Source organism: Parabacteroides timonensis, assembly GCF_900128505.1.
Classification (GTDB): domain Bacteria; phylum Bacteroidota; class Bacteroidia; order Bacteroidales; family Tannerellaceae; genus Parabacteroides; species Parabacteroides timonensis.
In genome coordinates this window covers 1,308,522-1,333,961 of record NZ_LT669940.1, presented here as the reverse complement: position 1 = coordinate 1,333,961, position 25,440 = coordinate 1,308,522, and the positions used below count along the sequence as shown (strand labels likewise).

Genomic DNA, 25,440 nt, shown 5'->3' with positions numbered 1-25,440 from the left:
TTCAAAGTATGGAAAATAAAAACGACATGTTTAATAAAACACCGAAGAACAATAAGCCTAAAATGTTCCGGTTTAACCTGTACTGGATGTACGGGTTAATTTTCATGATGCTTATTGCTTTGTATCTGACTAACGATTCTTCGGCGTCAAAAGAACTGGGATGGACGGAATTTCAGAAGCTGGCTCAGGAAAACGTATTTGACAAAATGGTTGTCTATAACAAGAAAAACCTGGTTGAAGCGACAGTCAAAAGCGGACAAAAAGGATTAGTCTTTAAAAGCGACAGTTCAGCTTTAGGAACAAACCCGAAGGTATATGTAAAAATACCATCGGCAGACAAATTTTCCGATTTTTACGATAAAGCGGTTACCGATAACCACATTGACACCCAAGTACGCTTCGAAGAAGGAGATGATGCCATATGGAACTTTCTTGTTTCATTCGGACCGATCATCCTTATTATTGCCGTATGGATTTTCCTGATGCGGAGAATGTCCGGAGGTGCAGGTGGAGGTCCCGGTGGAGTTTTCAGCGTAGGCAAAGCTAAAGCACAATTATTCGACAAAGATAATGACCGGAAAGTAACATTTAAGGATGTAGCAGGATTATCTGAAGCCAAACAAGAGGTAGAAGAAATCGTTTCCTTCCTTAAAAGTCCGGAAAAATATACGGAATTGGGAGGTAAGATTCCTAAAGGAGCTTTATTAGTCGGTCCTCCGGGAACAGGTAAAACGTTACTGGCAAAGGCCGTAGCTGGTGAAGCTGATGTACCGTTCTTCTCTCTCTCCGGTTCCGATTTCGTTGAAATGTTTGTCGGTGTAGGAGCGTCACGTGTCCGTGACCTGTTCCGCCAGGCAAAAGAAAAATCACCCTGTATCGTGTTCATTGACGAAATTGATGCCGTAGGCCGTGCGCGTGGCAAAAACGTAAACATGAACAGTAACGATGAACGGGAAAATACGCTGAATCAGTTATTGACAGAAATGGACGGTTTCGGCTCCAACAGCGGTGTAATCATTCTGGCAGCGACTAACCGCGCCGATATTTTGGACAAGGCCTTACTTCGTGCCGGACGTTTCGACCGTCAAATCAGCGTAGAATTGCCCGACCTGAACGAGCGTAAAGAGATATTCGGAGTGCACCTACGTCCTATCAAAATAGACGAAAGTGTCGATACGGAATTTTTGGCTCGCCAGACTCCGGGATTTTCTGGTGCCGATATCGCTAATGTCTGTAATGAAGCGGCATTAATTGCCGCCCGCAGTGGTAAGAAATTTGTTCAGAAAGAAGACTTTATGAACGCTGTCGACCGTATCGTAGGTGGTTTGGAAAAACGAACCAAGATAACGACTGCCGACGAACGGAATTGTATAGCCAATCACGAGGCTGGCCACGCAACCTTAAGCTGGCTGCTTGAACACGCCAATCCGTTAGTAAAGGTTACCATTGTTCCAAGAGGCAAAGCGCTGGGTGCTGCATGGTATTTGCCGGAAGAACGTCAGATCACCACCCGCGAACAGTTACTCGACGAAATGTGTGCAACACTGGGAGGACGTGCGGCGGAAGAGTTATTCCTTGGTAAAATATCGACCGGAGCATCCAATGACCTGGAACGTGTGACGAAACAGGCCTACGCTATGGTTGTTTACTTTGGCATGAGTGATAATCTTCCTAACCTAAATTATTACGACTCAACCGGTCAAGACTGGGGATTCACTAAACCATATAGTGAAGAAACATCCCGTATGATCGACCAGGAAGTACAGAAGATCATCAACGAACAATATGAACGTGCAAAGAAAATTTTGTCCGACAATACAGAAGGACACAACAAACTGGCACAGGTATTATTGGAACGTGAAGTAATTTATACAGAAGACGTGGAACATATTTTTGGAAAACGAGCCTGGGTTTCGCGTTCGGAAGAGATTCTGGAATTACAGGAAAAAGCAAACAACAGTAAACAAGAACAGACAACTGTCGACGAAAATGACACACAGGTTTCGCCTGCAGATGACAATACGGCAGAAAAAAAGGTCTGACCTGTTCTTCTCTAAAAAATAAAAAGGCCGGATAGTTCTTTATTAAAAGATACTATCCGGCCTCTCTGTTTATATTTGGATTTATTCTTTATCTTTGCACGAAAAATAAATCAACAAACGAACTAAATAATACGGCTTTGAAAAATCTGATAATACGAGCACTTACGGGTATAATCTTCGTCACAATCCTTGTCGGAGCTATATGCTACCATTCAATCTCTTTCCTTGTTATATTCAGTTTGATCACCGGATTAACGTTATGGGAGTTTTATGGTCTTGTAAAACATTATGAGGATGCTTCCATCAAACGATTTATTGGTTCGCTGGGAGGAGTCTATTTATTTGCTGCCACCTTCATTTACACCAACCAGTTGGCAGATGGAATTGTTTTTCTCCCTTACCTATTATTCCTTATATACACATTCGTAGCCGAACTGTATTATAAAGCCCCGAATCCAATCAATAACTGGTCTTTTACTTTTTTTGCACAGATCTATTGTGCAGGAACATTCTCTATGTTGAACTTCATTGCCGCCATACCCGATACACCGGGAACGATTGTTTACTCTCCACTGTTCGTTATGGCTATCTTTATTTTTATTTGGCTGAACGACACAGGAGCTTACCTGGTCGGCTCTCTAATTGGTAAAAGGAGATTATTTGAACGCATATCACCTAAAAAATCATGGGAAGGCTTCTTTGGCGGATTAGCGGTTGTACTGGGGGCATCACAGGCGTTGGCCTGGTATGCACCTGAAATCAGCTGGTATAATTGGTTAGGACTATCGGCCACAGTGGTTATATTCGGAACCTGGGGCGATTTGATCGAGTCGCTGTTAAAAAGAACATTAGGAGTAAAAGATTCCGGTAATCTCCTCCCCGGTCACGGCGGTATGCTTGACCGGTTCGACAGCCTGATGCTGGCAGCTCCTGCAGCCTACATTTATATAGAACTCTTTATTCGAAATTAAACGTCAATACCACCATACGGGAGGTCGCTTTCGATAATGAATTGGGGTATTTGATCAGTTCCTGATCAGTCAGGTCGTTGCGGTTTTTAGCCAACAAATCCACTAATCCGAAGCAAAACTTCAATTCCGGACAAAGTTTAAAGAATGGCAGATAGATATCGCACCCGATACCAAACTCCAACCCGAAGTCGGCTCCTTTAAGTAAAATCGGCATTCCTTTCTTACGTCCGAGGTCCATGGCTCCATATACTCCGCCAATCAGGTAAGGTCGATAATTATTTAACCGGAGAGCCGAATACTTCACATCCAACGGAAAACTTAGTATGGTAGAACGAACAGAGGTAGTAAACTCCTCTCCTGTCGCCTGCTCCCGGAAAAGAAACTTCTTATCCCCGAAATGGACAGTAGGAACAAAACGCAGGTTAAAATAGGGATTCAGATACATATCCCCGATTACTCCGACACTAAATCCCGGCGAATAACTGGGTATTTCAGCGAACCAGGTTTCACCGTCAGTTGTAACACCCGTATTTGTCAACAACAAATCCTGCGCATGTAATCCGACATGAAACCCCAGATGGAGCCATTTCAAATCGGCATACGGCTGATTCTTAACCTTCTCTTTTTGCGCCATTACACTCGGTAAGGCAAGGCTACATACCAATAATAGAAATAATAGACGTCTCAACTCTCAATCAATTTTGAATTATAACGAAAAAGATAGGAACTTATTGCAGAAATACAAATAAAACTCTATTTTTGCACCAACTAATAGTTATCAATTTAAACGTTTAAGAAAATGGCTTATTTAATTAGTGAAGATTGTATTGCTTGCGGTACTTGCATCGACGAGTGTCCGGTAGGAGCTATCTCAGAAGGCGATATCTACCATATCGATCCTGAAATGTGTACAGATTGTGGTACTTGTGCAGACGCTTGTCCTACTGAAGCAATTCATCCGGTTGCATAAACCGAAGTAAAATAGGCAACCGATAAGGATACCTATAAAAGATAACGGGCAGTTTTTCTTATTTAAGAAACTGCCCGTTATTATTTTTCCCCCTTCAAAAATCGATATTCAGTTTTATTTCATCATCCGAATCATCATCTGCCTTCGCCTCCATATCCGGGGTCTTAGCGTCCAACCCGTCAGAGTTACGCTGTTTGATGTAATTGATCACATCATTCATTCCCTCCATAAACTTTTCAAAATCCTCCTTATAAAGGAAAATCTTATGCTTCTCAAAAGACACTTGTGCTCCATTCTTCGGCTGCACCTTCTTACTTTCGGTTACAGCCAGAAACAAATCGTCTTTTAAGTTCTTCTTCACATCCAGGTAATAAATCCGCTTACCTGCCTTTATAGCTTTAGAGTACAGAATCTCTTTATCGCCACCTTCAACCTGTGTTTTCTTCACCGACTCATCCATATAGCCAACTTTTGTTAAATACCGACCCATTTATCATAACTTGCTTCAAATATGTGCATTTTTTTTTAAACAACAACTATTTTAACGCATCAAAATGTATGATTTTACGTTTCAAATTGTAAAATAACAGCTAACACACATAAAATTAAGTAAACCCGAACTCATTTATCAAAAGAATGACTACCTTTGCAGCCTAAATTTATAACAAGTAGTTCCTTCAAACGATGATCAACAGAATTTTAATCCGCATTAAAGTTTTACAGATAGTATACTCATTCTATCAAAATGGAAACAGTGACCTCAAAGTTGCGGAAAATGAATTGCTTTTCAGCTTACGGAAATCGTATGATTTGTATCATTATTTCCTCCTCCTTATTATTGAAGTCACCAATTTACAGAAGCGGACACTTGACGCTAAAAAGAGCAAGTACATGCCGACTCATGCGGAGTTGAATCCCAACACTCGTCTGATAGACAATCGCTTCGCGGCTCAGATTGCCGAAAACGCAGCACTTCAGAAGTATGTGGCAGAGCAAGGCATATCCTGGGCAAACGATGAAGAGTTCATTAAAAATATACTCGACATCATTCTGACTTCTGATTTATACAGTGAATATATTGACAACGAGAATGATTCTTATGAAACAGATAAGGAATTCTGGCGTTGCGTATTCAAAAAACTGATTTGTGGAAACGAAGTTATCGAAGATTTCCTGGAAGATAAGAGTATCTACTGGAATGATGATATCGAAATTGTTGAAACGTTCACTTTAAAAACAATCAAAAAATTTGAGGAAAAGAACGGAAGCAAGCAAGAATTATTACCAATGTTCAAAGACTTGGAAGATCATTCCTTTGCTATCAAACTATTCCGCCAGACATTATTGAAAGGTGACGAATACCGCGAACGCATCAACAAGCATATGAAAAATTGGGAAACAGAGCGTATTGCCAATATGGATCTGATCATCATGCAGGTTGCTCTGGCTGAAATCATGACTTTTCCATCGATCCCTATTAATGTAACACTAAACGAATACATCGATACTGCAAAATACTATAGCACACCTAAAAGTGGTAACTTCATCAACGGAATTTTAGATTCTATCGTATCGGAGTTAAAAAAAGAAAAGGTATTGCTCAAAGATTAATTATTATACTTACATTTGTACCTAGTCAAATAGGTATAAATTTATAAACGAATATAGTATATGAACTTAGTTAGTATTTTCCTACAGGCTGCCGGAGGCCAGTCACAGTGGTCAGGTATCCTTATGATGGTTGTTATTGTTGCAATCTTCTATTTTTTCATGATCCGTCCGCAACAGAAAAAGCAAAAAGAGATCCAGAAATCACGCGAAGCCTTAAAAACCGGTGATAAAGTAATCACAGCAGGAGGCATCTATGGTAAGATCAAAGAAATCGGTGACACCTATATGCTAATCGAAATTTCAGACGGTGTTCGTATACGTGTAGATAAGACTTCTATCTTTGCTTCTTCAGAAGACGCACAGCAAAAATAAGAAACAATAAATATGTCGCAGCTTGATAGAATAAATTACTCATTCAAGTCTGCCCGGATGAAGATTAATGCTTTTCTGCGTCGTCAAAGATGGAAAGAAGCATTAATCTTTTTCTCTTTCGTACTACTGGCTTTTGGCTTTTGGTTATTACAAAGCCTGCAACAGGAATATGAAATAGAAATCAGTATTCCGGTCAGATACAAAAATATTCCTCCGGATGTTTCCTTTACTGAAACACCTCCACAAGAGGTTGTTGCAAGAGTAAAAGATAAAGGAAGTGTTTTGCTTAACTATTCCTTCGGCCGTTCGTTTGCCCCGATCGAAGCGAATATGAAAAATCAAACGGAGAAGAGTGGTTCTTTATCTATCGCCAAAAAGACAATACAAAGCGATATCCAAAAACAACTGTTAGCGACAACTTCCTTAACAGGGTTCGAACCGCAACATATCGATGCAGCTTATAGTAAACGTATAAAAAAAGAGATACCTGTTGTCTTCGATGGGGCAATACAGACTAATCCTGGGTTTCACATATCCGGAAATATTACAATTTCCCCAGCAAATATCAGCGTATATGCCAGTGATGTAGTGCTGGATACATTGAATCAGGCAAAAACTGTATTTACAGAGATAAAAAAAGGAAATAAAACGATCACTAAGACCATACAGCTACAAAAAGTAGATGAAGCGACTTATGATCCGACAAGTGTTACTGTAACGATCCCAATCGAAGAATTCACGGAAAAAACGCTGGAGATACCTGTACTCTGTACTGATTTACCTCCACATTACACCTTGCGTACTTTCCCTGCTATTGCAAAAGTAACATGCAGTATCCCGCTATCCCGTTTCAAGGATTTATCGGAGGATGCATTTGAAATCAAATTTTCATTTAAAGATCTGGAACAAAACGCATCGGGAACACTTCCCATTCACCTGACAAAAAAACCGGATTGGGTAAGTTCCGCGACACTTGTTCCTGATAAAATAGAATTCATTCTGGAGCAAAACAATCTTCATGATTAAAATTGGAATAACCGGAGGTATTGGAAGCGGCAAATCGGTTGTAGCTTCCTTATTCAACTTATACGGAATACCTGTCTACGTGGCAGATACTGAAAGTAAGAAACTTACAGCCACATCCCCTATCATCAAAAAACAGTTGATAGACTTATTCGGTGAGGATCTTTATACAGAACAAGAATTGAATAAAAAGCTATTAGCTTCACATATATTCGGAAATCCTGAACATCTCAAGCAGGTTAATGCCATAATACATCCGGAAGTAAACCGCCATTTTACGGAATGGGCAAAAAGCCAGTCGTCTGAACTCTGTGCGATAGAATCTGCAATTCTTTTTGAATCCGGCTTTAATAAAATGGTAGATAAAAGCATTATGGTATATGCGCCACTGGGGCTTCGTATCGAACGAGCTTTACAACGCGACAACACCTCCCGGGAAGATATCGTAAACCGTATCAATAGCCAATTACCGGATGAAACAAAAAAGGAATGGTCTGATTATGTTATCCATAATGACAACCGACAAGCGTTATTGCCTCAGATCGAGAAATTTCTGAGCTCTCTCCGAACTTCTGCAACCGGATAAGTGATTTAATTCACATTCTCTTTCATATTTTTCTTTCCGATTGTAACGGTTAAATCGTATAGTTATGCTACATTTGCAGCTTTAAAGTTTAACACTATTAGAAAACGAAGTATTATGTTGAAGACTATTTTGTCTATTTCGGGAAAACCGGGATTATTTAAATTGGTTTCCCACGGAAAGAACATGCTGATTGTCGAATCGCTGACAGATAAGAAAAGAGTACCTGCGTATGCAAAAGATAAAGTAATCTCGTTAGGTGATATTGCTATTTATACAACCGAGACGGAAGTTCCTTTACATGAAGTACTCACCAGCGTAAAAAATAAAGAAAACGGAGCAAAAGTAACAGTTCCTTCCGATACCAAAGAACTGCGTAACTATTTTGCAGAAGTATTGCCTGATTTCGACCGCGAAAGAGTATATCCAAGCGATATTAAGAAATTGCTGACATGGTATAATATCCTGATCGGAGCCGAGATTACCGACTTCACACCGGAAGAAGAACCGACAGCAGAAGAAGTGAAAGCGGAAGAAGAAACAAGCGCTGAAGAAAAAGCCGAATAAAAACAAATCAGCATAAAAAAGCGATGCATAATTAAATGCATCGCTTTTTTATATCATAATGTATTATCAAAACAACGGATTATCCACCTTTTCTTTCAACAAGGCAAGATCTATTACCTGACGAATATCCTCCACATAGTGGAAAGTCAGACCTTTCACATATTCCGCTTTGATCTCATTGATATCTTTCTGATTCTCTTTGCACAAGATCAATTCCTTGATACCGGCTCGTTTAGCTGCCAGAATCTTTTCTTTGATTCCACCTACCGGAAGAACTTTACCACGAAGCGTTATTTCTCCAGTCATTGCCAGGTTCTTTTTCACTTTACGCTGGGTAAACGCAGACACAAGAGAAGTCACCATCGTTACACCAGCACTAGGTCCGTCCTTCGGTATAGCCCCTTCAGGGACATGAATATGTACGTTCCAGTTTTCAAATAATTCTTCGTTAATATCGAATAAAGAAGCATGAGCATGAATAAATTCAAGTGCCAACATGGCAGATTCTTTCATTACCTCTCCCAAATTACCTGTCAAAGTTAACTTAGAACCTTTACCACGGCTCAGGCTCGATTCCACAAACAGAATCTCCCCTCCTACTGCAGTCCAGGCTAATCCTGTAACAACACCGGCATATTCGTTACCTTGATATTTATCCCGGCTATATTCGATTTGTCCCAGATATTCATGGAGATCTTCCGGTTTGATCTGTGACGGGATTGCCTCGTCGGAAGCCACTTTACGGGCCAGCTTACGCATGATCTTGGCAATCTTCTTATCCAGTTCACGAACACCGCTCTCACGGGTATATGATTCAATTATTACCTGTAAAGTCTTTTTGGGGAGCTTCACCTTACCTTTGCTAAGGCCATGAGCTTCGAGTTGTTTCGGGACCAGGTGGCGGGCTGCAATTTCCACCTTTTCCTCCAGGATATAACCACTTACTTCAATCAGTTCCATACGATCCAGTAACGGTTGAGAAATCGTATTCAGATTATTAGCCGTAGCTATAAACATGACTTTACTTAAATCATAGTCAATATCCAGATAATTATCATGGAATGTCGAGTTCTGTTCCGGGTCCAATACTTCCAGTAATGCAGAAGCCGGATCACCTTTAAAATCGTTTGTTACCTTATCTATTTCGTCCAGGATAAAGACAGGATTAGAACTTCCCGCCTTCTGAATATTCTGGATAATACGCCCGCTCATCGCACCGATATAGGTACGGCGATGACCACGTATTTCAGCTTCATCATGTAAACCGCCCAACGAAATACGCACATATTTACGATGTAAAGCTTCAGCAACAGATTTACCTAAAGAAGTTTTACCAACTCCCGGAGGTCCGTATAAACAGATAATGGGCGATTTCATATCTCCTTTCAACTTCAATACAGCCAAATGTTCTATAATACGCTCTTTCACCTTTTCCAAACCATAATGATCGCGATCAAGAACTTTCTGGGCATGAGCCAGATTAAAGTTATCCTTGCTGTATTCATTCCATGGAAGGTTGATTATTGTCTGTACATATTGTGTCTGTATAGAAAAATCAGGAGACTGCGGATGCAGACGTTCCAGCTTACGAACTTCCTTTTCAAATATTTCAGCTACAGCTGCCGGCCACTTCTTACGGGCAGCCTTTTCACGCAATTCTTTTATTTCGAGATCGTTTATATTTCCACCCAGCTCTTCCTGGATCGTCTTGATCTGTTGCTGGAGGAAATATTCCTTCTGTTGCTGATTGATATCTTCATGCGTCTTCATCTGGATAGAAGCTTTAAGTTCTACCAGCTGATATTCACGATTTAGGATAAACAACAAACGATATGCACGATCTTTCAGGTCACCGATCAACAGTAGTTCCTGTTTCTCAGCCGATCCACTGGGAATATTACTACAAGAAAAATTAATCAGGTAAAGAACATTCTTATTATTCTTTATGGAAAATATCAGATCACGTGGCGGCTCATTCAAAGCCCCCAGCATTTTTATGGTAAGATCTTTAATTGTGGAGATCAGCGCTTCGAACTCACGATCTGACTTTTTCGGCATTTTATCTTCCAGCAAAGATATTTTGCCCTTCAGATAAGGCTCTGTCTCTTTTAAAGATTCCAAAGCGAAACGTTTTTTCCCCTGCAGGATCACGGTTGTCGTACCATCCGGCATTTCCAGAACACGCACGATATCAGCAATCACACCAGTTGTGTACAGATCATCCAAACCGGGATCTTCCGTATTCATCTCTTTCTGACATACCACACCGATCAGTGCTTTCTTATAAACAGCTTCTTTTATCAGACGCATAGATTTCGGACGACCGACTATAACCGGCATAGCTACTCCCGGAAAAAGAACCATATTCCTCAACGGAAGAATAGGTATTTCATTACCGACTTTCTCTATACCCTCTGTAAAATCCTCATCCACATCGCACTCTGTCAGGATAGGCATTACAATACCAATATTATCATCTAAATCGTCGTACGACTCTTCAGTAAACCTCTTCATTCTTTCTTTCATCATATTTTCTTCCCTATCAATTGTATGTATTGATACAATAAACGTGCCAAAGTTACAGCTTTTTCAGTCAATTCTAACTACTTTTGCACCTTACATTATAAATATTATATGGCAAATCCTTATTTCCGATTCAAGGAATTTACAATTTATCATGATAAATGCGCAATGAAGGTCGGAACCGACGCCGTGTTGCTGGGAGCCTGGGCTGAAACTACCCAATGCAAAAGCATACTGGATATAGGAACCGGAACCGGCATTATCGCTTTAATGCTGGCTCAACGGAGTTCGGCGGAAATCGATGCGATCGATATCGATAAAGATGCATACATACAAGCGACAGAAAACGTAATAGCCTCTCCTTTTGCCGAAAGAATAAAAGTGATACATTCTTCATGTACTGATTTTGTGATGTCAAATCCACAGAAGAAATATGATTTGATCGTATCCAACCCTCCTTACTTTATAAATTCACTGAAATGTCCGGATACTAAACGTACGATTGCCCGCCATACCGAAACACTACGACTTCCGGAACTGATCCGGGAAGTTCGGACCTTGTTATCTCCTACGGGACGAATCGCATTGGTATTACCCCATGAACAAATAGATGAAGTCAGGAAACTCGCGTCCATAAACGATTTATATATTTACAGGCAAACAGACGTAATCCCTGTCCCCGGAGCACAACCCAAGCGATTACTGATAGAATTGTCAGCTACAGAAGAAAGCATAACAAAACGGGATACACTGATTATAGAAAAAGCCCGCCATCAGTATACCCCGGAATATATTGCACTCACCAAAGAGTTCTATCTGAAAATGTAAGGTAATCTTTTATCAAAGAAACGGGTCACCTCACCAAACAGGTTATGTACCTCCTTCGTAAAAGAAACCACTTCGGGAGTTATAACATGCAATGATTGCGGCATGACAGAAATATCGATCCGACTATCGGCCATCACCGGTTCACCATCCAAATGCATTACCCCCGGATTCTGCCGGATAATTGTAACCTGCTGGGCTTTCAGTGTCTTGATCTTACTATTCCTATCTATCTGTTTCGTAAAAAGCTGAATAGCCAGAGGAGCTATATCCAGCGGAGTGAAAGGAGATAAGATCGTCAGATCCATCCGTCCATCCTGGATATTGGCATGTGGAGCAATAAACGCATTATTCCCATATTGGGACGCATTGGCACATGCCACCAGAAACGCTTTCTCCTTGATTGTCTGGTTGTCGACCAACAACTCATAAGGCTCCGGTTTATAGCTTAGATATTCTTCTACTGTATTCTTTATATAGGTCAGAGATCCGCGACGTTTTTCTTCTGCAAACTTCTGGCTTACAGCGGCATCAAAACCGACTCCACAAGTACAGAAAAACACCTGGTTGTTGGCTTTGCAACAATCGATTGTGGAAATATGCCCTTTGATAATCAGGTCTAATGCCCGTTTAGCATCCATCGGTATATGCAACTCGCGAGCCAGTCCGTTACCAGATCCTTTCGGAACAATCCCTAACACGGCATCAGAATGGAGCATAGAACGGGCTATTTCATTCACCGTGCCATCGCCACCTACTGCTATAATACAATTAGCCCCCTCATCGATCGCTTTTTTCGTCAACTCACTTGCATGCCCCCGGTATTCGGTAAATGAGATATCCAGCAAACAGTTGCCTTTCTCGCACATCTGCTCTATCATTCTGGGTATCTTTCTCTTCGAACCTACTCCGGATATAGGATTTATTATAGCCTGCACCTTTATTCTTTTTCCGTCCATCCTAACTGTTTATAAAGATTGAAGGGACAAAAATAATGCTTTTGTAAAACTTTTAAAGCATTAAGGCAACTATAAGTTATTTTTTTACTACTTTTGCGGCTGGATTTGCCGAAACATAGGTGAATATGTATGCGACAAACCTGCAATTCTTTGAATAGAATTTTAATAAGCGAGAAAATCATTCTCTTCAATAATAATATGAAACTTTTACAAGAGAAACTAGCAAAGTACGATGCTCCTCAAAAAGCAATGGCTGCAGGAATTTACCCTTATTTCAGAATGATCGAAAGCGATCAGGACACTGAGGTAATGATCAGCGGCAAAAAAGTCTTGATGTTTGGCTCTAACGCTTATTTAGGATTAACCAACCATCCTAAAGTAAAAGAAGCTGCAATTGAAGCGATCAAGAAATATGGCACAGGTTGCGCAGGTTCGCGTTTCCTGAATGGTACACTCGACATCCATATTCAATTAGAGAAACGTCTGGCTGAATTTGTCGGAAAAGAAGACGCAATCGTTTATTCTACAGGTTTCCAGGTCAACCTGGGAGTAGTATCCTGTCTGACAGGACGTGAAGATTACATCCTATGGGATGAATTAGACCATGCCTCTATTATCGAAGGTCATCGTCTTTCCTTCTCGACCAAGTTGAAATATAAACATAACGATATGGATTCACTGGAAAAGCAACTTCAGAAGTGCGAACCGGATAAAGTGAAACTGATCGTTATCGATGGTGTATTCAGTATGGAAGGTGACGTAGCCAAGCTTCCTGAAATCGTCGCTTTAGCTAAAAAGTATAATGCCAGCATTATGGTAGACGAAGCACACGGTTTAGGCGTTCTGGGAGATCACGGACGCGGAACATGTAACCACTTCGGTGTTACCGACGACGTAGACCTGATCATGGGCACATTCAGTAAATCACTGGCTTCTATCGGTGGATTTATCGCTTCAGATAAAGATACAATCAACTACCTCCGTCACAATTCACGTTCATACATTTTCAGTGCTAGTAACACGCCGGCCGCTACTGCTGCAGCAGGTGCCGCACTCGATATTATGTTGAGCGAACCGGAACGTATCGAACACCTTTGGGACCTGACGCATTACGCACTAGACGGTTTCCGGAATATGGGTTGTGAAATCGGACATACGTCAACTCCGATTATCCCGTTGTTCATCCGTAACAACGACTTGACATTCCTTATCGTTAAGGAACTATTCGAAGCCGGTATCTTTGTAAACCCGGTTGTTTCACCGGCTGTTGCCCCGGAAGATACGCTAATCCGCTTCTCTTTGATGGCCACTCATACAAAAGAGCAACTGGATAAGGCACTCGAAGCGATCCACAGAGTATTTAAAAGTCACGGCTTAGTAAAATAAGCGTATTGTCTAAAAGATATTTATATGAAAAGGCTGTCAATTTTATTATTTGACAGCCTTTTCCTGTTTTTCACCACTCGATTATAATGCTTTATCTCCTTTCATCCTTTTTATTCATCATAGACAATAAATCTTTGCCTGCTTTGAATTTGACACTCATACGAGGAGTAATCCGGCAAAGGCATCGACCAGTTCCACGGTAATGTCGGTCCAGTACAAAGGCTTACCTGCCGCAAAGCGGTACAACCGATTTTGTACCACCCGATAGAGGTCGGCAGTGCTTTCTTTTCCGGCTTCCCGCTTTCGGGAAACCTGTACATTCAGGTAACTAAAAATGGAATGTCTCATATATTTATATGTGATAAAGAATAAAGAACAAATATCAGAACTATTGTTCCATAATAATTTATCGAACCTTTTTTCATAGCACCTTGCTCATTCTCTGAGAATATTTGACTATTTTTGCGTAATTGTAGACACTATAAATACACATATATATTACCAGACAATGGATTTCAAACTAAATACAGGTGGTTGCTGCATGGGAAAAAAAGGATGCAGCAAAATACAAAATAATAAACTGAATACCTACGATTGGCTTTGCGATGTACCCGATGCGGAGAATGCAACCGATTACGTAGAAGTACAATTTAAGAATACCCGTAAAGGATATTTCCTGAACAGTTCTAAAATACCTTTGGAAAAAGGGGATATGGTAGCCGTCGAGGCCAGTCCCGGACATGACATAGGTACAGTTACCCTTACCGGAAAACTTGTCCTTCTTCAAATGAAAAAGAACAATGTACGTACCGGCGAAGGTTATGAACCTAAAAAGGTCTATCGCAAAGCGAAACCGACTGACATAGAGAAGTACGAAGAGGCAAAAGCGAAAGAGCATGCCACCATGATCCGTTCGCGCCAGATCGCTGCCGACCTGGGATTGAATATGAAGATCGGAGACGTAGAGTACCAGGGAGACGGTAACAAAGCGATCTTCTATTATATTGCCGACGAACGTGTCGATTTCCGCCAACTGATCAAAGTTCTGGCAGAAGCATTCCGCGTCCGTATCGAAATGAAGCAGATCGGAGCCCGCCAGGAAGCCGGACGTATCGGAGGTATCGGCCCGTGCGGACGTGAACTATGCTGTTCCAGTTGGATGACTAGTTTCGTATCCGTTGCAACCGGAGCAGCCCGCTATCAGGATATATCCATGAACCCTCAGAAGCTGGCCGGACAATGTGCCAAATTGAAATGTTGCATCAACTATGAAGTGGATGCTTACGTGGAAGCACAGAAGCGTTTACCTTCCAGGGAGATCGTTCTGGAAACGAAAGACAACAACTACTATCATTTCAAAACAGATATCTTCAAACGTGAGATCACTTATTCTACAGATAAGTCGTTTGCTGCAAACCTGGTTACCATATCAGCCGACCGTGCGTTCGATGTGATCAACATGAATAAGAAAGGAAGTAAACCGGTTACATTGGAAGCCGACACGAAACCGCAACCGCCTAAACGCGACGCACAGGATATTCTCGGTCAGGACAGTGTTACCCGCTTCGATTCTGTTAAGAAAAAGAAGAAAAAACGTCCGTCGGGAAATAACGGCGGTGGCAATGGTGGCAGCAATAACAACGCTCCGGCCAATAACAATGCCTCGGCTAATAATGAAAACGGAAATAACAAACCGATAGTAAATGCTCGGCCGGCAAACAATCGTCCCGGAAATGGAGAAAAGCAACCCGGCAACGACAACAACAGGAATTCCGGTAACAACAATAACGGTAACAAAGGCGGAGGAAACAATAACGGCAACAACAACCGCAACAACAATAATAACAACCGGAATAACAGAAACAAACAAAAGCCTAAAGGAAATAATGACAAGCCTGCGAATAATGACAAACCTCAGCAACCAGCTAAACCGGCAAATAAACCGGAGAATAAGCCCGAAGCTTAAAGGACTCATTGTCGTTCTATTTACATTCTTATGCTTCTCCTGCGATCAACAGGCCTTGTACGACCAGTACCAGGCCATTGATAATACAGCGTGGGAGAAGGATAAGGAATACTATTTCTCTTTTCAGGTAGACGACATTTCCTGTCCTTACAATCTTACGCTCGAGGTACGTAATAATAATATGTATCCTTACCAGAACCTTTGGTTATTCTGCAACGAAGAACAACCGATAGGCCCTCTTAAACGGGATACCATAGAATGCGTATTGGCAGACGAGTTCGGGAAGTGGTACGGACATGGTATTTCTTTATTTCAATCTAGCTTTCCCATACGGGAGAAATATACATTCGAACATCCGGGAATGTACACCTTCAGTTTCCGCCAGGGAATGCGAGACAGTACATTGAAAGGAATCCAGGAAATAGGTTTCCGCGTAGAGAAAGCAAAATAATCATCGTTCTCTACGGGAAGCATCCAGGCGAAGAAAGATAAATAACAGAATCGTAAATCCAAGCAAAGAGGAGCCTCCATAGCTGAAGAATGGTAGTGGAATACCGATTACCGGAGTCAACCCGGTCACCATCCCTACATTAATAGCCAGGTGAAAAATAAAGATGGAGGCTACGCTGTATCCATAAACCCGGTTAAATGTACTATTCTGTCTTTCGGAAAGCATAATTAACCGGATAATAAATATACCGAACAAGATCAATACGGCTGTAGAACCAATAAAGCCCTGCTCCTCTCCGACCGTACAAAAGATAAAGTCGGTATCCTGTTCCGGTACATACTTTAATTTCGTCTGCGTCCCATTGAGGAATCCTTTGCCGGTCAATCCCCCCGAACCGATAGCGATCTTCGATTGATTTACATTATATCCGGCACCGCTCGGATCATCTTCCAGTCCCAAAGAGACTTTTATGCGTATCTGTTGATGCGGTTCCAGTATATTATCGAAAACATAATCTACCGAGTACATAAAGGCCAATGACCCCAAGGCAAAGCTAGCTATCAAAGCATAATGCCATACCCAGTTCCTCACAGACAAATAGATAAGATAGATAACCGCCAGCCCTACCAACCCCATAGCTATCCAAGCAAAATTGACAGGAACGAATAACGACACGATATATCCTCCCAGATAAGCTATCGCCGTACCGCTCAACATCACGAGCAGGGCCGTCCTGTCCCGGCGAACTACCGTCACCAAAATATATGTAATAAACAGGATGATGGATGACACGATCAGCTCTCCCATCTGCGTAGCTCCGAGAACAACCTCCGAAAACTTCATGGTTGTAACAAAGAAAATCACTGCACAGACTCCCGATAATAATATATACCCAGACATTCCTTCACGATACAGCATCAGGAAAAAGGCCAGATACACCAGGGCGGAGCCTGTTTCCTTCTGCAAAATAATGCAGATCATCGGTAAGAAAACGATCAAAAGAGTTATCCCGAAATTCTTCGGAGTCGTCAATTTAAAACCATAGGAATTCATAAACTTGGCCACAGCCAGTGCCGTAGCGAATTTTGCAAATTCAGCAGGCTGTATACGGAAGCTCCCAAACTTCAGCCAGGAATGAGACCCCTTAATATCAGGGGCCAGAAATATCGTCGCTATCAACAATACAATAATGGCTGCATAGATCAGGTAAGCGAAAACGTCAAAAAAGTCGCTTTCCAGCATGAGTATGATAAATACAACAGCCATACATATTCCGATCCACATCAACTGGGAACCGGGGCGACCACTTATATCGAACAAGCCGACACTGTCAAACTCGAAGCTAGCTCCACAAATAGTAAACCAACCGGCTACAACCATCAATATATAAAGTAAGATGGTGAACCAGTCGACTGTTTTCCATATTTCTGTTTTCCTATAACCCACGATCTACTAAAGAATATATCTTATCAGATTCTACTACCGTATTACTTATTTGTTCTTCCAGAGCCTTATCTTCCGGAGAGATTTCTCCCTTCAGATAAAGTTCCATCATCAGTTTACCGATCGGCACACCGAAGACAGCCCCGAAACCTCCGTTCTGCACATAAACACAAATCGCTACTTTCGGATTTTTATAAGGAGCAAAACCGATAAATGCCGAGTGATCCTTACCATGAGGGTTTTCAGCCGTACCGGTCTTACCGCATACCTCGATACCGGGAATAGCGGCTTTCCAACAAGTTCCGCCCACTACGGCATTCCGCATCCCTTCTGCTATTACATCATAATATTTCGAGTCGATCGTAGGATAACGCCTGTTCGTATAAAGCGTATCCAAAGGAGTATCCTGCACCTCTTTTACAACATGAGGCGTAATGAAATATCCCCGGTTAGCAATTGTCGCAGCCAGATTACATATTTGTAAAGGCGTCGCTGAAACTTCCCCCTGACCGATCGCTATGGAAATAACGGTACTCGAATTCCAACGACCTCTATATGCCTTGTCGTACACTTTACTATTCGGTATATATCCTCTTTTCTCTCCAGGTAAGTCGATACCGAGCGGATAACCATACCCCATCGAAACCAGATGGTTCTTCCAGACCTCAAACGCCTCCTGAACAGTAGGATACCGGCGACGGCTATCCAACATATCATGCAATCCCCAGCAAAAATAAGAGTTACATGAAGTAGCCAAAGCCGGAACCAGGCTCAAAGGAGAAGGATGTCCGTGACAGGCCGGCTTTCCTCCCCGGAAAGTATATCCATGGGCACAGGTGTACATTGTTTCAGGGGTAATGACGCCTTCCTGCAGAAAGATCAATCCCTGTGTAGGTTTAAATGTTGAGCCGGGAGGATAAAATCCGGTTATGGAACGGTCGATAAGCGGTGTTCGAGGGTCTTCTTCCAGGATTTTATGATTCTTTCCTCTCTGGCGTCCAACCAACAGGCTCGGATCATAATTAGGAGAAGAGACCATACAAAGTACTTCTCCCGTTTCCGGTTCGATCATAACGATACTACCGACCTTATTTTTCATCAATTTTTCTCCGTAAGCCTGCAAATCCATATCGATGGAAAGTTTCAGGTTCTTTCCGGACACCGGGGCTACGTCGCTATTACCTTCATCGTATTTTCCTTTTATACGCCCATGCACATCCCGTAAAAGGATCTCTACTCCTTTTACACCACGCAACTCTTTCTCATACGAGCGTTCAACACCTGCACGGCCGGAATAATCGCCTTGCACATAATAATCGTCCTTTTTTATATCTTTCCGGTCCACTTCACCGATATTACCCAGAATGTGAGCGGCATAAGGATACTCATATTGCCGGATCGTACGGTTCTGAATATAAAATCCAGGAAATTTATATAACTTTTCCTGCAATACCCCGCACTCCTGTGCAGAAAGATTGTTCATAAACACCTGCGGGACATACGACGAATAACCCGGATTCAACTGGCGGTTCTTCAAATCGGCAATCCTCTTTTCAAACTGCTCTTTGGTTATGCTCAGGATATTACAAAAGTCAAGCGTATCGAACGGCTGAACCTCACGCATGATAAGCATTACTTCATACGCCGGCTGGTTATAAACAAGTAATTTCCCGTTACGGTCGTAAATCATACCGCGGGAAGGTAATAAAGTCTTTTTCAGGAACGCATTGCTGTCAGCCCACGCTTTATAATCGTTCTCCACCACTTGAAGGTAGAACAAACGGATAATAAAAACGATGACCAACAGAACAACGGCACCTATAATAACATAGCGCCTGTTCTCAAGTGTATACTTTGCATTAGTCTCCACTCTTTTGGGTCTCTATATTGAATGCTTCTATTGTACAAATTAATAATGTAGTCGTTATTACACTCGCTCCGATACGGATAGCAAGGAATAACGGATCGAATAAGGTCAGCGATTCGATCAGAAACAGCGTTACATGATGAATCAGCACTAACGACAGTACATACCGGAAAAAACCTCCATAACCGAATGTTTTATAAGAAGGATATATTCCGTCCGGAAGATCCTTTCCCATATAAAAACGTATCAGCGGTTCACGTATAAATCCGGTCAAGGTACATGCTGCTGCATGCATTCCGGGAGTATTTGAAAATAAATCGATCACCAGACCGATAAGGAACGAGAAAAGAACGACCAGATCGCGTAGCGAACCGACCGGCATCTTTATAATAAAATAAAGATACAGGAATGGTGTTGCGATCCGCAGAAAATGAATATTATTCAAGATCAATACCTGGACCAACACCAATACAACAAAATAAAGCAATCCTCTTATTAAATTATTAATCATTTCTTCTTGCTTCTTGTTCTACCCTTATCTGTTCTTCCTGATTAAAATTTTTTATGATACGGACGTTATTCAACGATTGGAAATCCGTTGCCAGTTCGACTTTCAGTGTAAAGAAGTTATCGTCATGCTGTTTTTCAAAATCAGCAACTGTTCCGACTATAATCCCCGCAGGGAATACACTTGAAAAACCACTGGTCACAATCGTGTCGCCTTTCTGAAACTCCACATGCCTCGGCAGTTCTTCCAGATTGGCATAACGTGTATTACGCCCGTCCCAGCTTAATGAACCGAAATAGCTACTCCCCAACACCTTGCAACTAAGTCTAGACTTAGGATTGAGTAACGGAATAACTACTGAAAAATGATCTGCCACTGTTGAAACAATCCCAACAACTCCGCGTTCGGAAACAACTCCCATATCCGGAGCTATCCCGTCCTTACGTCCTTTGTTTACAGTGATATAATTCGAAAGATGACTCACACTGTTATTGGCCACTTCCGCTAAGATAAAACTATACTGAAACTGCTCGATCGAGTCGGGAGCAAACCCGGCAAAGTTCACCGTATCGGCCATCATCATATCCAGCCGATCCTGTAACTCCAACAGGTCCATTTCCAGTTGCCCGTTCCTTTCCAACAATTCCTTGTTTATCTCGCGCAGGTCGAGATAGGATCTAACATAACCGGAAACAGAAGCAATATGTCCTGTCAATACATTTGCAGAACTAAAGATTATATTCCGCTGATATGCGCTATTGCGATAAATCAGCATTACCGAAACAATCTCAAGCAAAACAAACAGAAACCAATGCCTCTTTCTTACCAGGAAGTCCAGCAGTTTACGCATAATCAATTTAACAAGTTGACAGTTGACAAGTGACAGTGGACAGTTAGATTAGAAAAACTAAGCTGTCAACCGTCACTTGTCAACTGTCAACTATTTTATCGAATAAGGAAATTAAATTTATCTATATTCTTCAACGCTACACCTGTACCTTTCGCTACCGCATGCAACGGGTCTTCAGCGATATGGAACGGGATGTTGATCTTATCTGTCAATCGTTTGTCGAGTCCGCGCATCAGGGCACCCCCACCGGCCAGATAGATACCGTTGCGTACGATATCGGCATACAGTTCAGGAGGCGTCTGTTCCAATGCACTCAGGATAGCAGCTTCCATCTTCGAGATAGATTTCTCCAGACAGTGCGCGATTTCCTGATAAGAAACAGGAACTTCCATCGGAAGAGCAGTCATCTGGTTCGGACCGTGTACGATATAATCTTCAGGAGGATTATCCAGGAACGTTAATGCTGAACCTACATTGATCTTGATCAATTCGGCCGTACGTTCGCCTACCTTCACGTTGTGCTGGCGACGCATATATTCCATAATATCAGCCGTCAAGTCGTCACCGGCAATACGGATTGATTTATTGGATACGATACCTCCCAGCGAGATAACAGCGATCTCGGTTGTTCCACCGCCTATATCTACGATCATGTTGCCTTCGGGAGCTTCGACATCAATACCGATACCGATTGCAGCGGCCATAGGTTCATAAATCATATATACATCACGGCCTCCGGCATGTTCGGCGGAGTCGCGTACGGCACGAATCTCTACTTCTGTACTACCGGAAGGGATACATACCACTACACGGAGTGAAGGAGAAAACCAGCGGTGTTTCGGATTGATCATTTTGATCAGGCCGCGTATCATCTGCTCTGCAGCAAAGAAGTCGGCAATCACACCGTCGCGAAGCGGACGGATCGTACGAATGTTCTCATGCGTCTTTCCGTGCATCTGGCGTGCCTTTTCGCCAACAGCCAATACTTTGTCGGTACGTCTGTCGAGGGCAACTACCGATGGCTGATCTACTACTACTTTACCACCACTGATGATGATGGTATTCGCAGTACCCAGGTCCATCGCTATTTCTTGTGTGAAAGAAAATAATCCCATTTTTTAATAAGGTGTTTTTTTAATGTTTGAAATGACGGACTCCCGTCTTAACCATAGCCAAGCCATGCGCGTTGCAATACTCAACGGACAACTTGTCATTTACAGAACCACCCGGCTGAATAACAGCAGTAATACCTGCCTTATCAGCAATTTCAACACAGTCTGGGAATGGGAAGAATGCATCCGAAGCCATAACGGCACCTTTCAGATCGAACTCGAAAGAGTTTGCCTTTTCAATAGCCTGTTTCAAAGAGTCTACACGCGATGTCTGACCGATACCACTAGCGCAAAGCTGTTTATTCTTTACCAGCGTGATAGCGTTTGATTTACTGTGTTTCACCAGTTTATTAGCGAACAACAGGTCTTCCACTTCCTGAGAAGAGGGATGTTTGTCTGTCATCGGTTCCAGATCTGCAACAGTCTGGATACTGAGGTCTTTTTCCTGCATTAATGCACCATTCAAGAGTGAACGGAACTGCATCGGACAAGTCTTTGTTTCCTTACGGATCAGGATGATGCGGTTTTTCTTTTGCATCAATACTTCCAAAGCGTCTTTTGTATATTCCGGGGCGATGATCACTTCGAAGAAAATCTTGTTGATCTCTTCAGCTACTTCTTTATCAATTGCGCTGTTGGCAATCAGAATACCGCCGAATGCAGAAACCGGGTCACCGGCCAGTGCATCTTTCCATGCTTCCAGCACGGTAGGACGGGATGCGATACCACAAGCGTTATTATGTTTGAGGATAGCGAATGTCAATTCATTGAACTCGTCGATCAGGCTGACAGCAGCATCGATATCCAACAAGTTATTGTAAGAAATCTCTTTACCGTGTATCTGGTCGAACATATCGCTGAACTTACCATAGAACTTAGCGGCCTGGTGAGGATTTTCACCATAACGCAGGTTCATCGGCTGGTCTACGGCTGCACGGAAGTGTGAGCCTTCACGTCCGTCAAAATAATTGAAGATAGCAGAATCATAGCCTGATGAAACAGCAAAAGCTTCTTTGGCAAACCATTTACGGTCTTCCAGGGAAGTTTCTGCCCCCTTTTCATTCAGCACTTGCATCAAAGGCTGATACTGTGCTTTAGATGCTACGATCACTACATCTTTGAAGTTCTTTGCAGCGGCACGGATCAATGAGATACCACCTATATCTATCTTTTCGATGATTGCCTGTTCTTCCGCACCAGAAGCTACTGTTTCTTCAAACGGATACAAGTCTACAATCACCAAGTCAATTTCAGGAATTTCATATTCTGCAATCTGTGCTTTGTCGCCATCATTGTCTCTACGGTTAAGGATGCCACCGAAAACTTTCGGGTGAAGAGTCTTAACACGTCCTCCTAAAATTGAAGGATATCCGGTCAGGTCTTCCACCGCATCACAAGGAATGCCTAATGATTCGATAAATGTTTGTGTTCCCCCTGTTGAAACGAAGCTAACGCCCTCGCTATGAAGCTTTTTTAAGATTTCATCCAGTCCCTCTTTATGGAATACAGAGACTAATGCACGCTTAATACGTTTTGTTGCAGCCATCTTTGTTGAGTTTATTTTAATGTTTTAGAGCACAAAAGTAGACAATTATTTTCAATATGTACATTAATGTAACTATTTTATTCCCGGACGAATTCTTTAATAAAACTTAGAATCTGTTGAAAACTGTGCTCCTGCCTCTTTCCTACTATATAGGAAAATCAAAGAAAAGGATCAGCTTAACACCCTCTTATACCGATATTTTTTAGTACCTTTGCGCTCTCTTTCGAAATTTAATAGGTATACAAAATATGATAACGGTAAACAATCTGGACGTACAGTTCGGCAAACGTATCCTTTTTCAGGATGTAAATATGAAGTTTACGCCGGGCAACTGCTACGGTATTATCGGCGCCAATGGTGCCGGAAAATCAACGTTCCTCCGTGTGATCAGCAAACAGCTGGATCCGACACGCGGTACAGTTACTTTAGGTCCGGGAGAACGTCTTTCGGTATTAAGCCAGGACCACTTTGCTTTCGACGAACATACAGTTATGGATACGGTCCTGATGGGGCACACCACACTGTGGGAGGTTATGAGCGAAAAGAATGCGCTTTACGAAAAGCCGGACTTCAGTGATGCCGACGGTATCCGTGTTTCGGAACTGGAAGAGAAGTTTGCAGAAATGGAAGGATGGAACGCCGAGAGTGATGCAGCCAATCTTTTAAGCGGCCTGGGGATTGCCGAAGAGTATCATTACAGCATGATGAAAGACCTGAGCGGTAAGCAAAAGGTACGTATATTATTGGCACGTGCGCTTTTCGGACAGCCGGACAACCTGCTTTTGGATGAGCCGACCAACGACCTCGACTTAGAAACAGTAGGCTGGTTAGAGAATTACCTGTCCAACTCCGATCATACAATCCTGGTTGTGAGCCACGACCGTCACTTCCTTGACTCCGTTTGTACACACACTGTAGACATCGACTTCAACAAGTTGCAGATGTTTGCCGGTAACTATAGCTTCTGGTACGAATCAAGCCAGTTGGCACTTCGTCAGCAGCAGAACCAGAATAAGAAAGCGGAAGAAAAGAAAAAGGAACTGGAAGAGTTTATTCGCCGTTTCAGTGCCAACGTAGCGAAATCCAAACAGACTACCAGCCGTAAGAAGATGATCGAAAAGCTGAATATCGAAGAGATCAAGCCTTCTTCACGCCGTTATCCGGGTATTATCTTTACACCGAACCGCGAACCGGGCAACCAGATTCTCGAAGTGAAAGGACTGACTAAAAGCATTGAAGGCAAGACCTTATTCAAAGATTTAAACTTCAATGTGGAAAAAGATGATAAGATTGTCTTTATCAGCCGCGATCCTCGTGCCATGACAGCTCTTTTCCAGATCATCAACGGGGAAGAAAAGCCGGATGCCGGTACTTTCCAATGGGGACAAACGATCACAACAACCTATCTGCCACTGGATAATGCCAAATATTTCGACTCCGACTATAACCTGATCGACTGGTTGAGCCAGTTTGCAGGCGATACCAACGAAGTATTCCTGAAAGGATTCCTTGGCCGTATGTTGTTCTCGGGTGAAGAGCTATTGAAAAAGGTGAGCGTATTATCCGGAGGTGAAAAGATGCGTTGTATGATTTCCCGTATGATGTTGACGGACGCAAACTGTCTGATCCTGGATACACCGACCAATCACCTGGACCTGGAATCGATCCAGGCTTTCAATAATACATTGCAGTCATTCAAAGGAAACGTACTGTTCTCCAGCCATGACCACGAATTTATTCAAACTGTGGCAAACCGTATTATTGAACTGACCCCTAACGGCATCATCGACAAGATGATGGATTACGATGATTACATCACCGATCCAACAGTAGCCGAACTACGCGAAAAGTTATATAAATAATCA

At 42.3% G+C, this 25,440-nt stretch carries 24 protein-coding genes; 13 read left to right on the top strand and 11 right to left on the bottom strand.

Features of this window, described 5'->3' with window-relative positions; translation table 11 throughout:
* Positions 1-8 precede the first annotated feature (8 nt).
* Both ftsH and BQ7394_RS05855 read left to right on the top strand, forming a co-directional pair.
* Entirely contained in the window at positions 9-2,042 is a 2,034-nt protein-coding gene (gene ftsH / locus BQ7394_RS05860; RefSeq protein WP_075556511.1) for an ATP-dependent zinc metalloprotease FtsH, read from the top strand.
* A gap of 137 nt (positions 2,043-2,179) precedes the next feature.
* The gene (locus tag BQ7394_RS05855; RefSeq protein ID WP_075556510.1) at positions 2,180-3,013 is read left to right on the top strand and encodes a phosphatidate cytidylyltransferase; all 834 of its coding nucleotides are present in this window, start codon (positions 2,180-2,182) and stop codon (positions 3,011-3,013) included.
* Here the strand turns inward: BQ7394_RS05855 and porT are convergent.
* Positions 3,000-3,701 (bottom strand): type IX secretion/gliding motility protein PorT/SprT, encoded by a 702-nt coding sequence (porT, locus tag BQ7394_RS05850; protein WP_075556509.1) that lies wholly within the window; start codon positions 3,699-3,701, stop codon positions 3,000-3,002. The two genes, BQ7394_RS05855 and porT, sit on opposite strands and share 14 nt — an antisense overlap.
* A gap of 111 nt (positions 3,702-3,812) precedes the next feature.
* Here porT and BQ7394_RS05845 point away from each other — a divergent pair, with 111 nt between their 5' ends.
* Positions 3,813-3,983, top strand: a complete 171-nt coding sequence (locus BQ7394_RS05845; RefSeq protein WP_007658993.1) for a DUF362 domain-containing protein — start codon at positions 3,813-3,815, stop codon at positions 3,981-3,983.
* A 94-nt stretch (positions 3,984-4,077) separates the two neighbouring features.
* On the opposite strand, the gene BQ7394_RS05840 is transcribed toward BQ7394_RS05845, so the two are convergent.
* Positions 4,078-4,443, bottom strand: a complete 366-nt coding sequence (locus BQ7394_RS05840) for a DUF3276 family protein (RefSeq protein ID WP_075556882.1) — start codon at positions 4,441-4,443, stop codon at positions 4,078-4,080.
* A gap of 224 nt (positions 4,444-4,667) precedes the next feature.
* Between BQ7394_RS05840 and nusB the strand changes: the two genes are divergently transcribed.
* The 5 genes from nusB (at position 4,668) to BQ7394_RS05815 (ending at position 8,139) form a co-directional block, all read left to right on the top strand.
* Positions 4,668-5,594 (top strand): transcription antitermination factor NusB, encoded by a 927-nt coding sequence (gene nusB / locus BQ7394_RS05835; RefSeq protein ID WP_075556508.1) that lies wholly within the window; start codon positions 4,668-4,670, stop codon positions 5,592-5,594.
* Between the two features lie 60 nt (positions 5,595-5,654).
* Positions 5,655-5,966: a preprotein translocase subunit YajC gene (yajC, locus tag BQ7394_RS05830; RefSeq protein WP_075556507.1), complete on the top strand. Its 312-nt coding sequence runs from the start codon at positions 5,655-5,657 to the stop codon at positions 5,964-5,966.
* Between the two features lie 12 nt (positions 5,967-5,978).
* Entirely contained in the window at positions 5,979-6,992 is a 1,014-nt protein-coding gene (locus tag BQ7394_RS05825) for a YbbR-like domain-containing protein (protein WP_075556506.1), read from the top strand.
* Complete coding sequence (gene coaE / locus BQ7394_RS05820) at positions 6,985-7,575, top strand: dephospho-CoA kinase (protein WP_075556505.1); 591 nt, start codon at positions 6,985-6,987, stop codon at positions 7,573-7,575. The genes BQ7394_RS05825 and coaE overlap by 8 nt, the downstream gene beginning before the upstream one ends.
* A gap of 114 nt (positions 7,576-7,689) precedes the next feature.
* Positions 7,690-8,139 (top strand): DUF5606 family protein, encoded by a 450-nt coding sequence (locus tag BQ7394_RS05815; RefSeq protein ID WP_075556504.1) that lies wholly within the window; start codon positions 7,690-7,692, stop codon positions 8,137-8,139.
* A gap of 66 nt (positions 8,140-8,205) precedes the next feature.
* Here BQ7394_RS05815 and lon read toward each other — a convergent pair whose 3' ends face one another.
* On the bottom strand, positions 8,206-10,665 hold the full coding sequence (gene lon / locus BQ7394_RS05810) for an endopeptidase La (protein ID WP_374048198.1): 2,460 nt from the start codon (positions 10,663-10,665) through the stop codon (positions 8,206-8,208).
* Positions 10,666-10,773: 108 nt separating this feature from the next.
* Here lon and BQ7394_RS05805 point away from each other — a divergent pair, with 108 nt between their 5' ends.
* The gene (locus BQ7394_RS05805; RefSeq protein ID WP_075556502.1) at positions 10,774-11,490 is read left to right on the top strand and encodes a tRNA1(Val) (adenine(37)-N6)-methyltransferase; all 717 of its coding nucleotides are present in this window, start codon (positions 10,774-10,776) and stop codon (positions 11,488-11,490) included.
* Here BQ7394_RS05805 and BQ7394_RS05800 read toward each other — a convergent pair.
* Positions 11,475-12,446: a diacylglycerol/lipid kinase family protein gene (locus tag BQ7394_RS05800; protein WP_075556501.1), complete on the bottom strand. Its 972-nt coding sequence runs from the start codon at positions 12,444-12,446 to the stop codon at positions 11,475-11,477. The genes BQ7394_RS05805 and BQ7394_RS05800 overlap by 16 nt on opposite strands.
* A 198-nt stretch (positions 12,447-12,644) precedes the next feature.
* Here BQ7394_RS05800 and spt point away from each other — a divergent pair, with 198 nt between their 5' ends.
* On the top strand, positions 12,645-13,832 hold the full coding sequence (spt, locus tag BQ7394_RS05795) for a serine palmitoyltransferase (protein ID WP_075556500.1): 1,188 nt from the start codon (positions 12,645-12,647) through the stop codon (positions 13,830-13,832).
* A 156-nt stretch (positions 13,833-13,988) separates the two neighbouring features.
* Here the strand turns inward: spt and BQ7394_RS05790 are convergent, their stop codons facing one another.
* On the bottom strand, positions 13,989-14,180 hold the full coding sequence (locus BQ7394_RS05790) for a phage integrase SAM-like domain-containing protein (protein WP_075556499.1): 192 nt from the start codon (positions 14,178-14,180) through the stop codon (positions 13,989-13,991).
* 160 nt (positions 14,181-14,340) lie between these two features.
* On the opposite strand from BQ7394_RS05790, the gene BQ7394_RS05785 reads away from it, so the two are divergent.
* A complete protein-coding gene (locus BQ7394_RS05785; RefSeq protein ID WP_075556498.1) occupies positions 14,341-15,798 on the top strand; it encodes a PSP1 domain-containing protein in 1,458 nt (485 codons plus the stop codon).
* Entirely contained in the window at positions 15,737-16,249 is a 513-nt protein-coding gene (gldH, locus tag BQ7394_RS05780; RefSeq protein ID WP_075556497.1) for a gliding motility lipoprotein GldH, read from the top strand. Before BQ7394_RS05785 ends, gldH begins: the two co-directional genes overlap by 62 nt.
* Here the strand turns inward: gldH and rodA are convergent, their stop codons facing one another.
* The 6 genes from rodA to purH form a co-directional block, all read right to left on the bottom strand.
* Positions 16,250-17,695: a rod shape-determining protein RodA gene (rodA, locus tag BQ7394_RS05775; protein WP_075556496.1), complete on the bottom strand. Its 1,446-nt coding sequence runs from the start codon at positions 17,693-17,695 to the stop codon at positions 16,250-16,252.
* Complete coding sequence (gene mrdA / locus BQ7394_RS05770) at positions 17,685-19,562, bottom strand: penicillin-binding protein 2 (protein WP_075556495.1); 1,878 nt, start codon at positions 19,560-19,562, stop codon at positions 17,685-17,687. Before mrdA ends, rodA begins: the two co-directional genes overlap by 11 nt.
* Positions 19,552-20,070: a rod shape-determining protein MreD gene (gene mreD / locus BQ7394_RS05765; protein ID WP_075556494.1), complete on the bottom strand. Its 519-nt coding sequence runs from the start codon at positions 20,068-20,070 to the stop codon at positions 19,552-19,554. The genes mrdA and mreD overlap by 11 nt, the downstream gene beginning before the upstream one ends.
* Positions 20,063-20,917, bottom strand: a complete 855-nt coding sequence (gene mreC, locus BQ7394_RS05760; RefSeq protein WP_075556493.1) for a rod shape-determining protein MreC — start codon at positions 20,915-20,917, stop codon at positions 20,063-20,065. Before mreC ends, mreD begins: the two co-directional genes overlap by 8 nt.
* A 95-nt stretch (positions 20,918-21,012) precedes the next feature.
* Positions 21,013-22,032 (bottom strand): rod shape-determining protein, encoded by a 1,020-nt coding sequence (locus BQ7394_RS05755; protein WP_028726286.1) that lies wholly within the window; start codon positions 22,030-22,032, stop codon positions 21,013-21,015.
* 19 nt (positions 22,033-22,051) lie between these two features.
* Positions 22,052-23,575, bottom strand: coding sequence for a bifunctional phosphoribosylaminoimidazolecarboxamide formyltransferase/IMP cyclohydrolase (gene purH, locus BQ7394_RS05750; protein WP_075556492.1), 1,524 nt, complete (start codon positions 23,573-23,575; stop codon positions 22,052-22,054).
* Positions 23,576-23,823: 248 nt separating this feature from the next.
* On the opposite strand from purH, the gene BQ7394_RS05745 reads away from it, so the two are divergent.
* Positions 23,824-25,437, top strand: a complete 1,614-nt coding sequence (locus tag BQ7394_RS05745) for an ABC-F family ATP-binding cassette domain-containing protein (RefSeq protein WP_075556491.1) — start codon at positions 23,824-23,826, stop codon at positions 25,435-25,437.
* Positions 25,438-25,440 lie beyond the last annotated feature (3 nt).

Excerpts from the sequence above, each read along its gene's own strand:
- ftsH (WP_075556511.1), top strand. The coding sequence starts at position 9 with ATGGAAAATAAAAACGACATGTTTAATAAAACACCGAAGAACAATAAG.
- BQ7394_RS05845 (WP_007658993.1), top strand. The coding sequence starts at position 3,813 with ATGGCTTATTTAATTAGTGAAGATTGTATTGCTTGCGGTACTTGCATC.
- BQ7394_RS05840 (WP_075556882.1), bottom strand. The coding sequence starts at position 4,443 with ATGGATGAGTCGGTGAAGAAAACACAGGTTGAAGGTGGCGATAAAGAG.
- nusB (WP_075556508.1), top strand. The coding sequence starts at position 4,668 with ATGATCAACAGAATTTTAATCCGCATTAAAGTTTTACAGATAGTATAC.
- yajC (WP_075556507.1), top strand. The coding sequence starts at position 5,655 with ATGAACTTAGTTAGTATTTTCCTACAGGCTGCCGGAGGCCAGTCACAG.
- BQ7394_RS05825 (WP_075556506.1), top strand. The coding sequence starts at position 5,979 with ATGTCGCAGCTTGATAGAATAAATTACTCATTCAAGTCTGCCCGGATG.
- coaE (WP_075556505.1), top strand. The coding sequence starts at position 6,985 with ATGATTAAAATTGGAATAACCGGAGGTATTGGAAGCGGCAAATCGGTT.
- BQ7394_RS05815 (WP_075556504.1), top strand. The coding sequence starts at position 7,690 with ATGTTGAAGACTATTTTGTCTATTTCGGGAAAACCGGGATTATTTAAA.
- lon (WP_374048198.1), bottom strand. The coding sequence starts at position 10,665 with ATGAAAGAAAGAATGAAGAGGTTTACTGAAGAGTCGTACGACGATTTA.
- BQ7394_RS05805 (WP_075556502.1), top strand. The coding sequence starts at position 10,774 with ATGGCAAATCCTTATTTCCGATTCAAGGAATTTACAATTTATCATGAT.
- BQ7394_RS05800 (WP_075556501.1), bottom strand. The coding sequence starts at position 12,446 with ATGGACGGAAAAAGAATAAAGGTGCAGGCTATAATAAATCCTATATCC.
- spt (WP_075556500.1), top strand. The coding sequence starts at position 12,645 with ATGAAACTTTTACAAGAGAAACTAGCAAAGTACGATGCTCCTCAAAAA.
- BQ7394_RS05790 (WP_075556499.1), bottom strand. The coding sequence starts at position 14,180 with ATGAGACATTCCATTTTTAGTTACCTGAATGTACAGGTTTCCCGAAAG.
- BQ7394_RS05785 (WP_075556498.1), top strand. The coding sequence starts at position 14,341 with ATGGATTTCAAACTAAATACAGGTGGTTGCTGCATGGGAAAAAAAGGA.
- gldH (WP_075556497.1), top strand. The coding sequence starts at position 15,737 with ATGACAAACCTCAGCAACCAGCTAAACCGGCAAATAAACCGGAGAATA.
- mreD (WP_075556494.1), bottom strand. The coding sequence starts at position 20,070 with ATGATTAATAATTTAATAAGAGGATTGCTTTATTTTGTTGTATTGGTG.
- mreC (WP_075556493.1), bottom strand. The coding sequence starts at position 20,917 with ATGCGTAAACTGCTGGACTTCCTGGTAAGAAAGAGGCATTGGTTTCTG.
- BQ7394_RS05755 (WP_028726286.1), bottom strand. The coding sequence starts at position 22,032 with ATGGGATTATTTTCTTTCACACAAGAAATAGCGATGGACCTGGGTACT.
- purH (WP_075556492.1), bottom strand. The coding sequence starts at position 23,575 with ATGGCTGCAACAAAACGTATTAAGCGTGCATTAGTCTCTGTATTCCAT.
- BQ7394_RS05745 (WP_075556491.1), top strand. The coding sequence starts at position 23,824 with ATGATAACGGTAAACAATCTGGACGTACAGTTCGGCAAACGTATCCTT.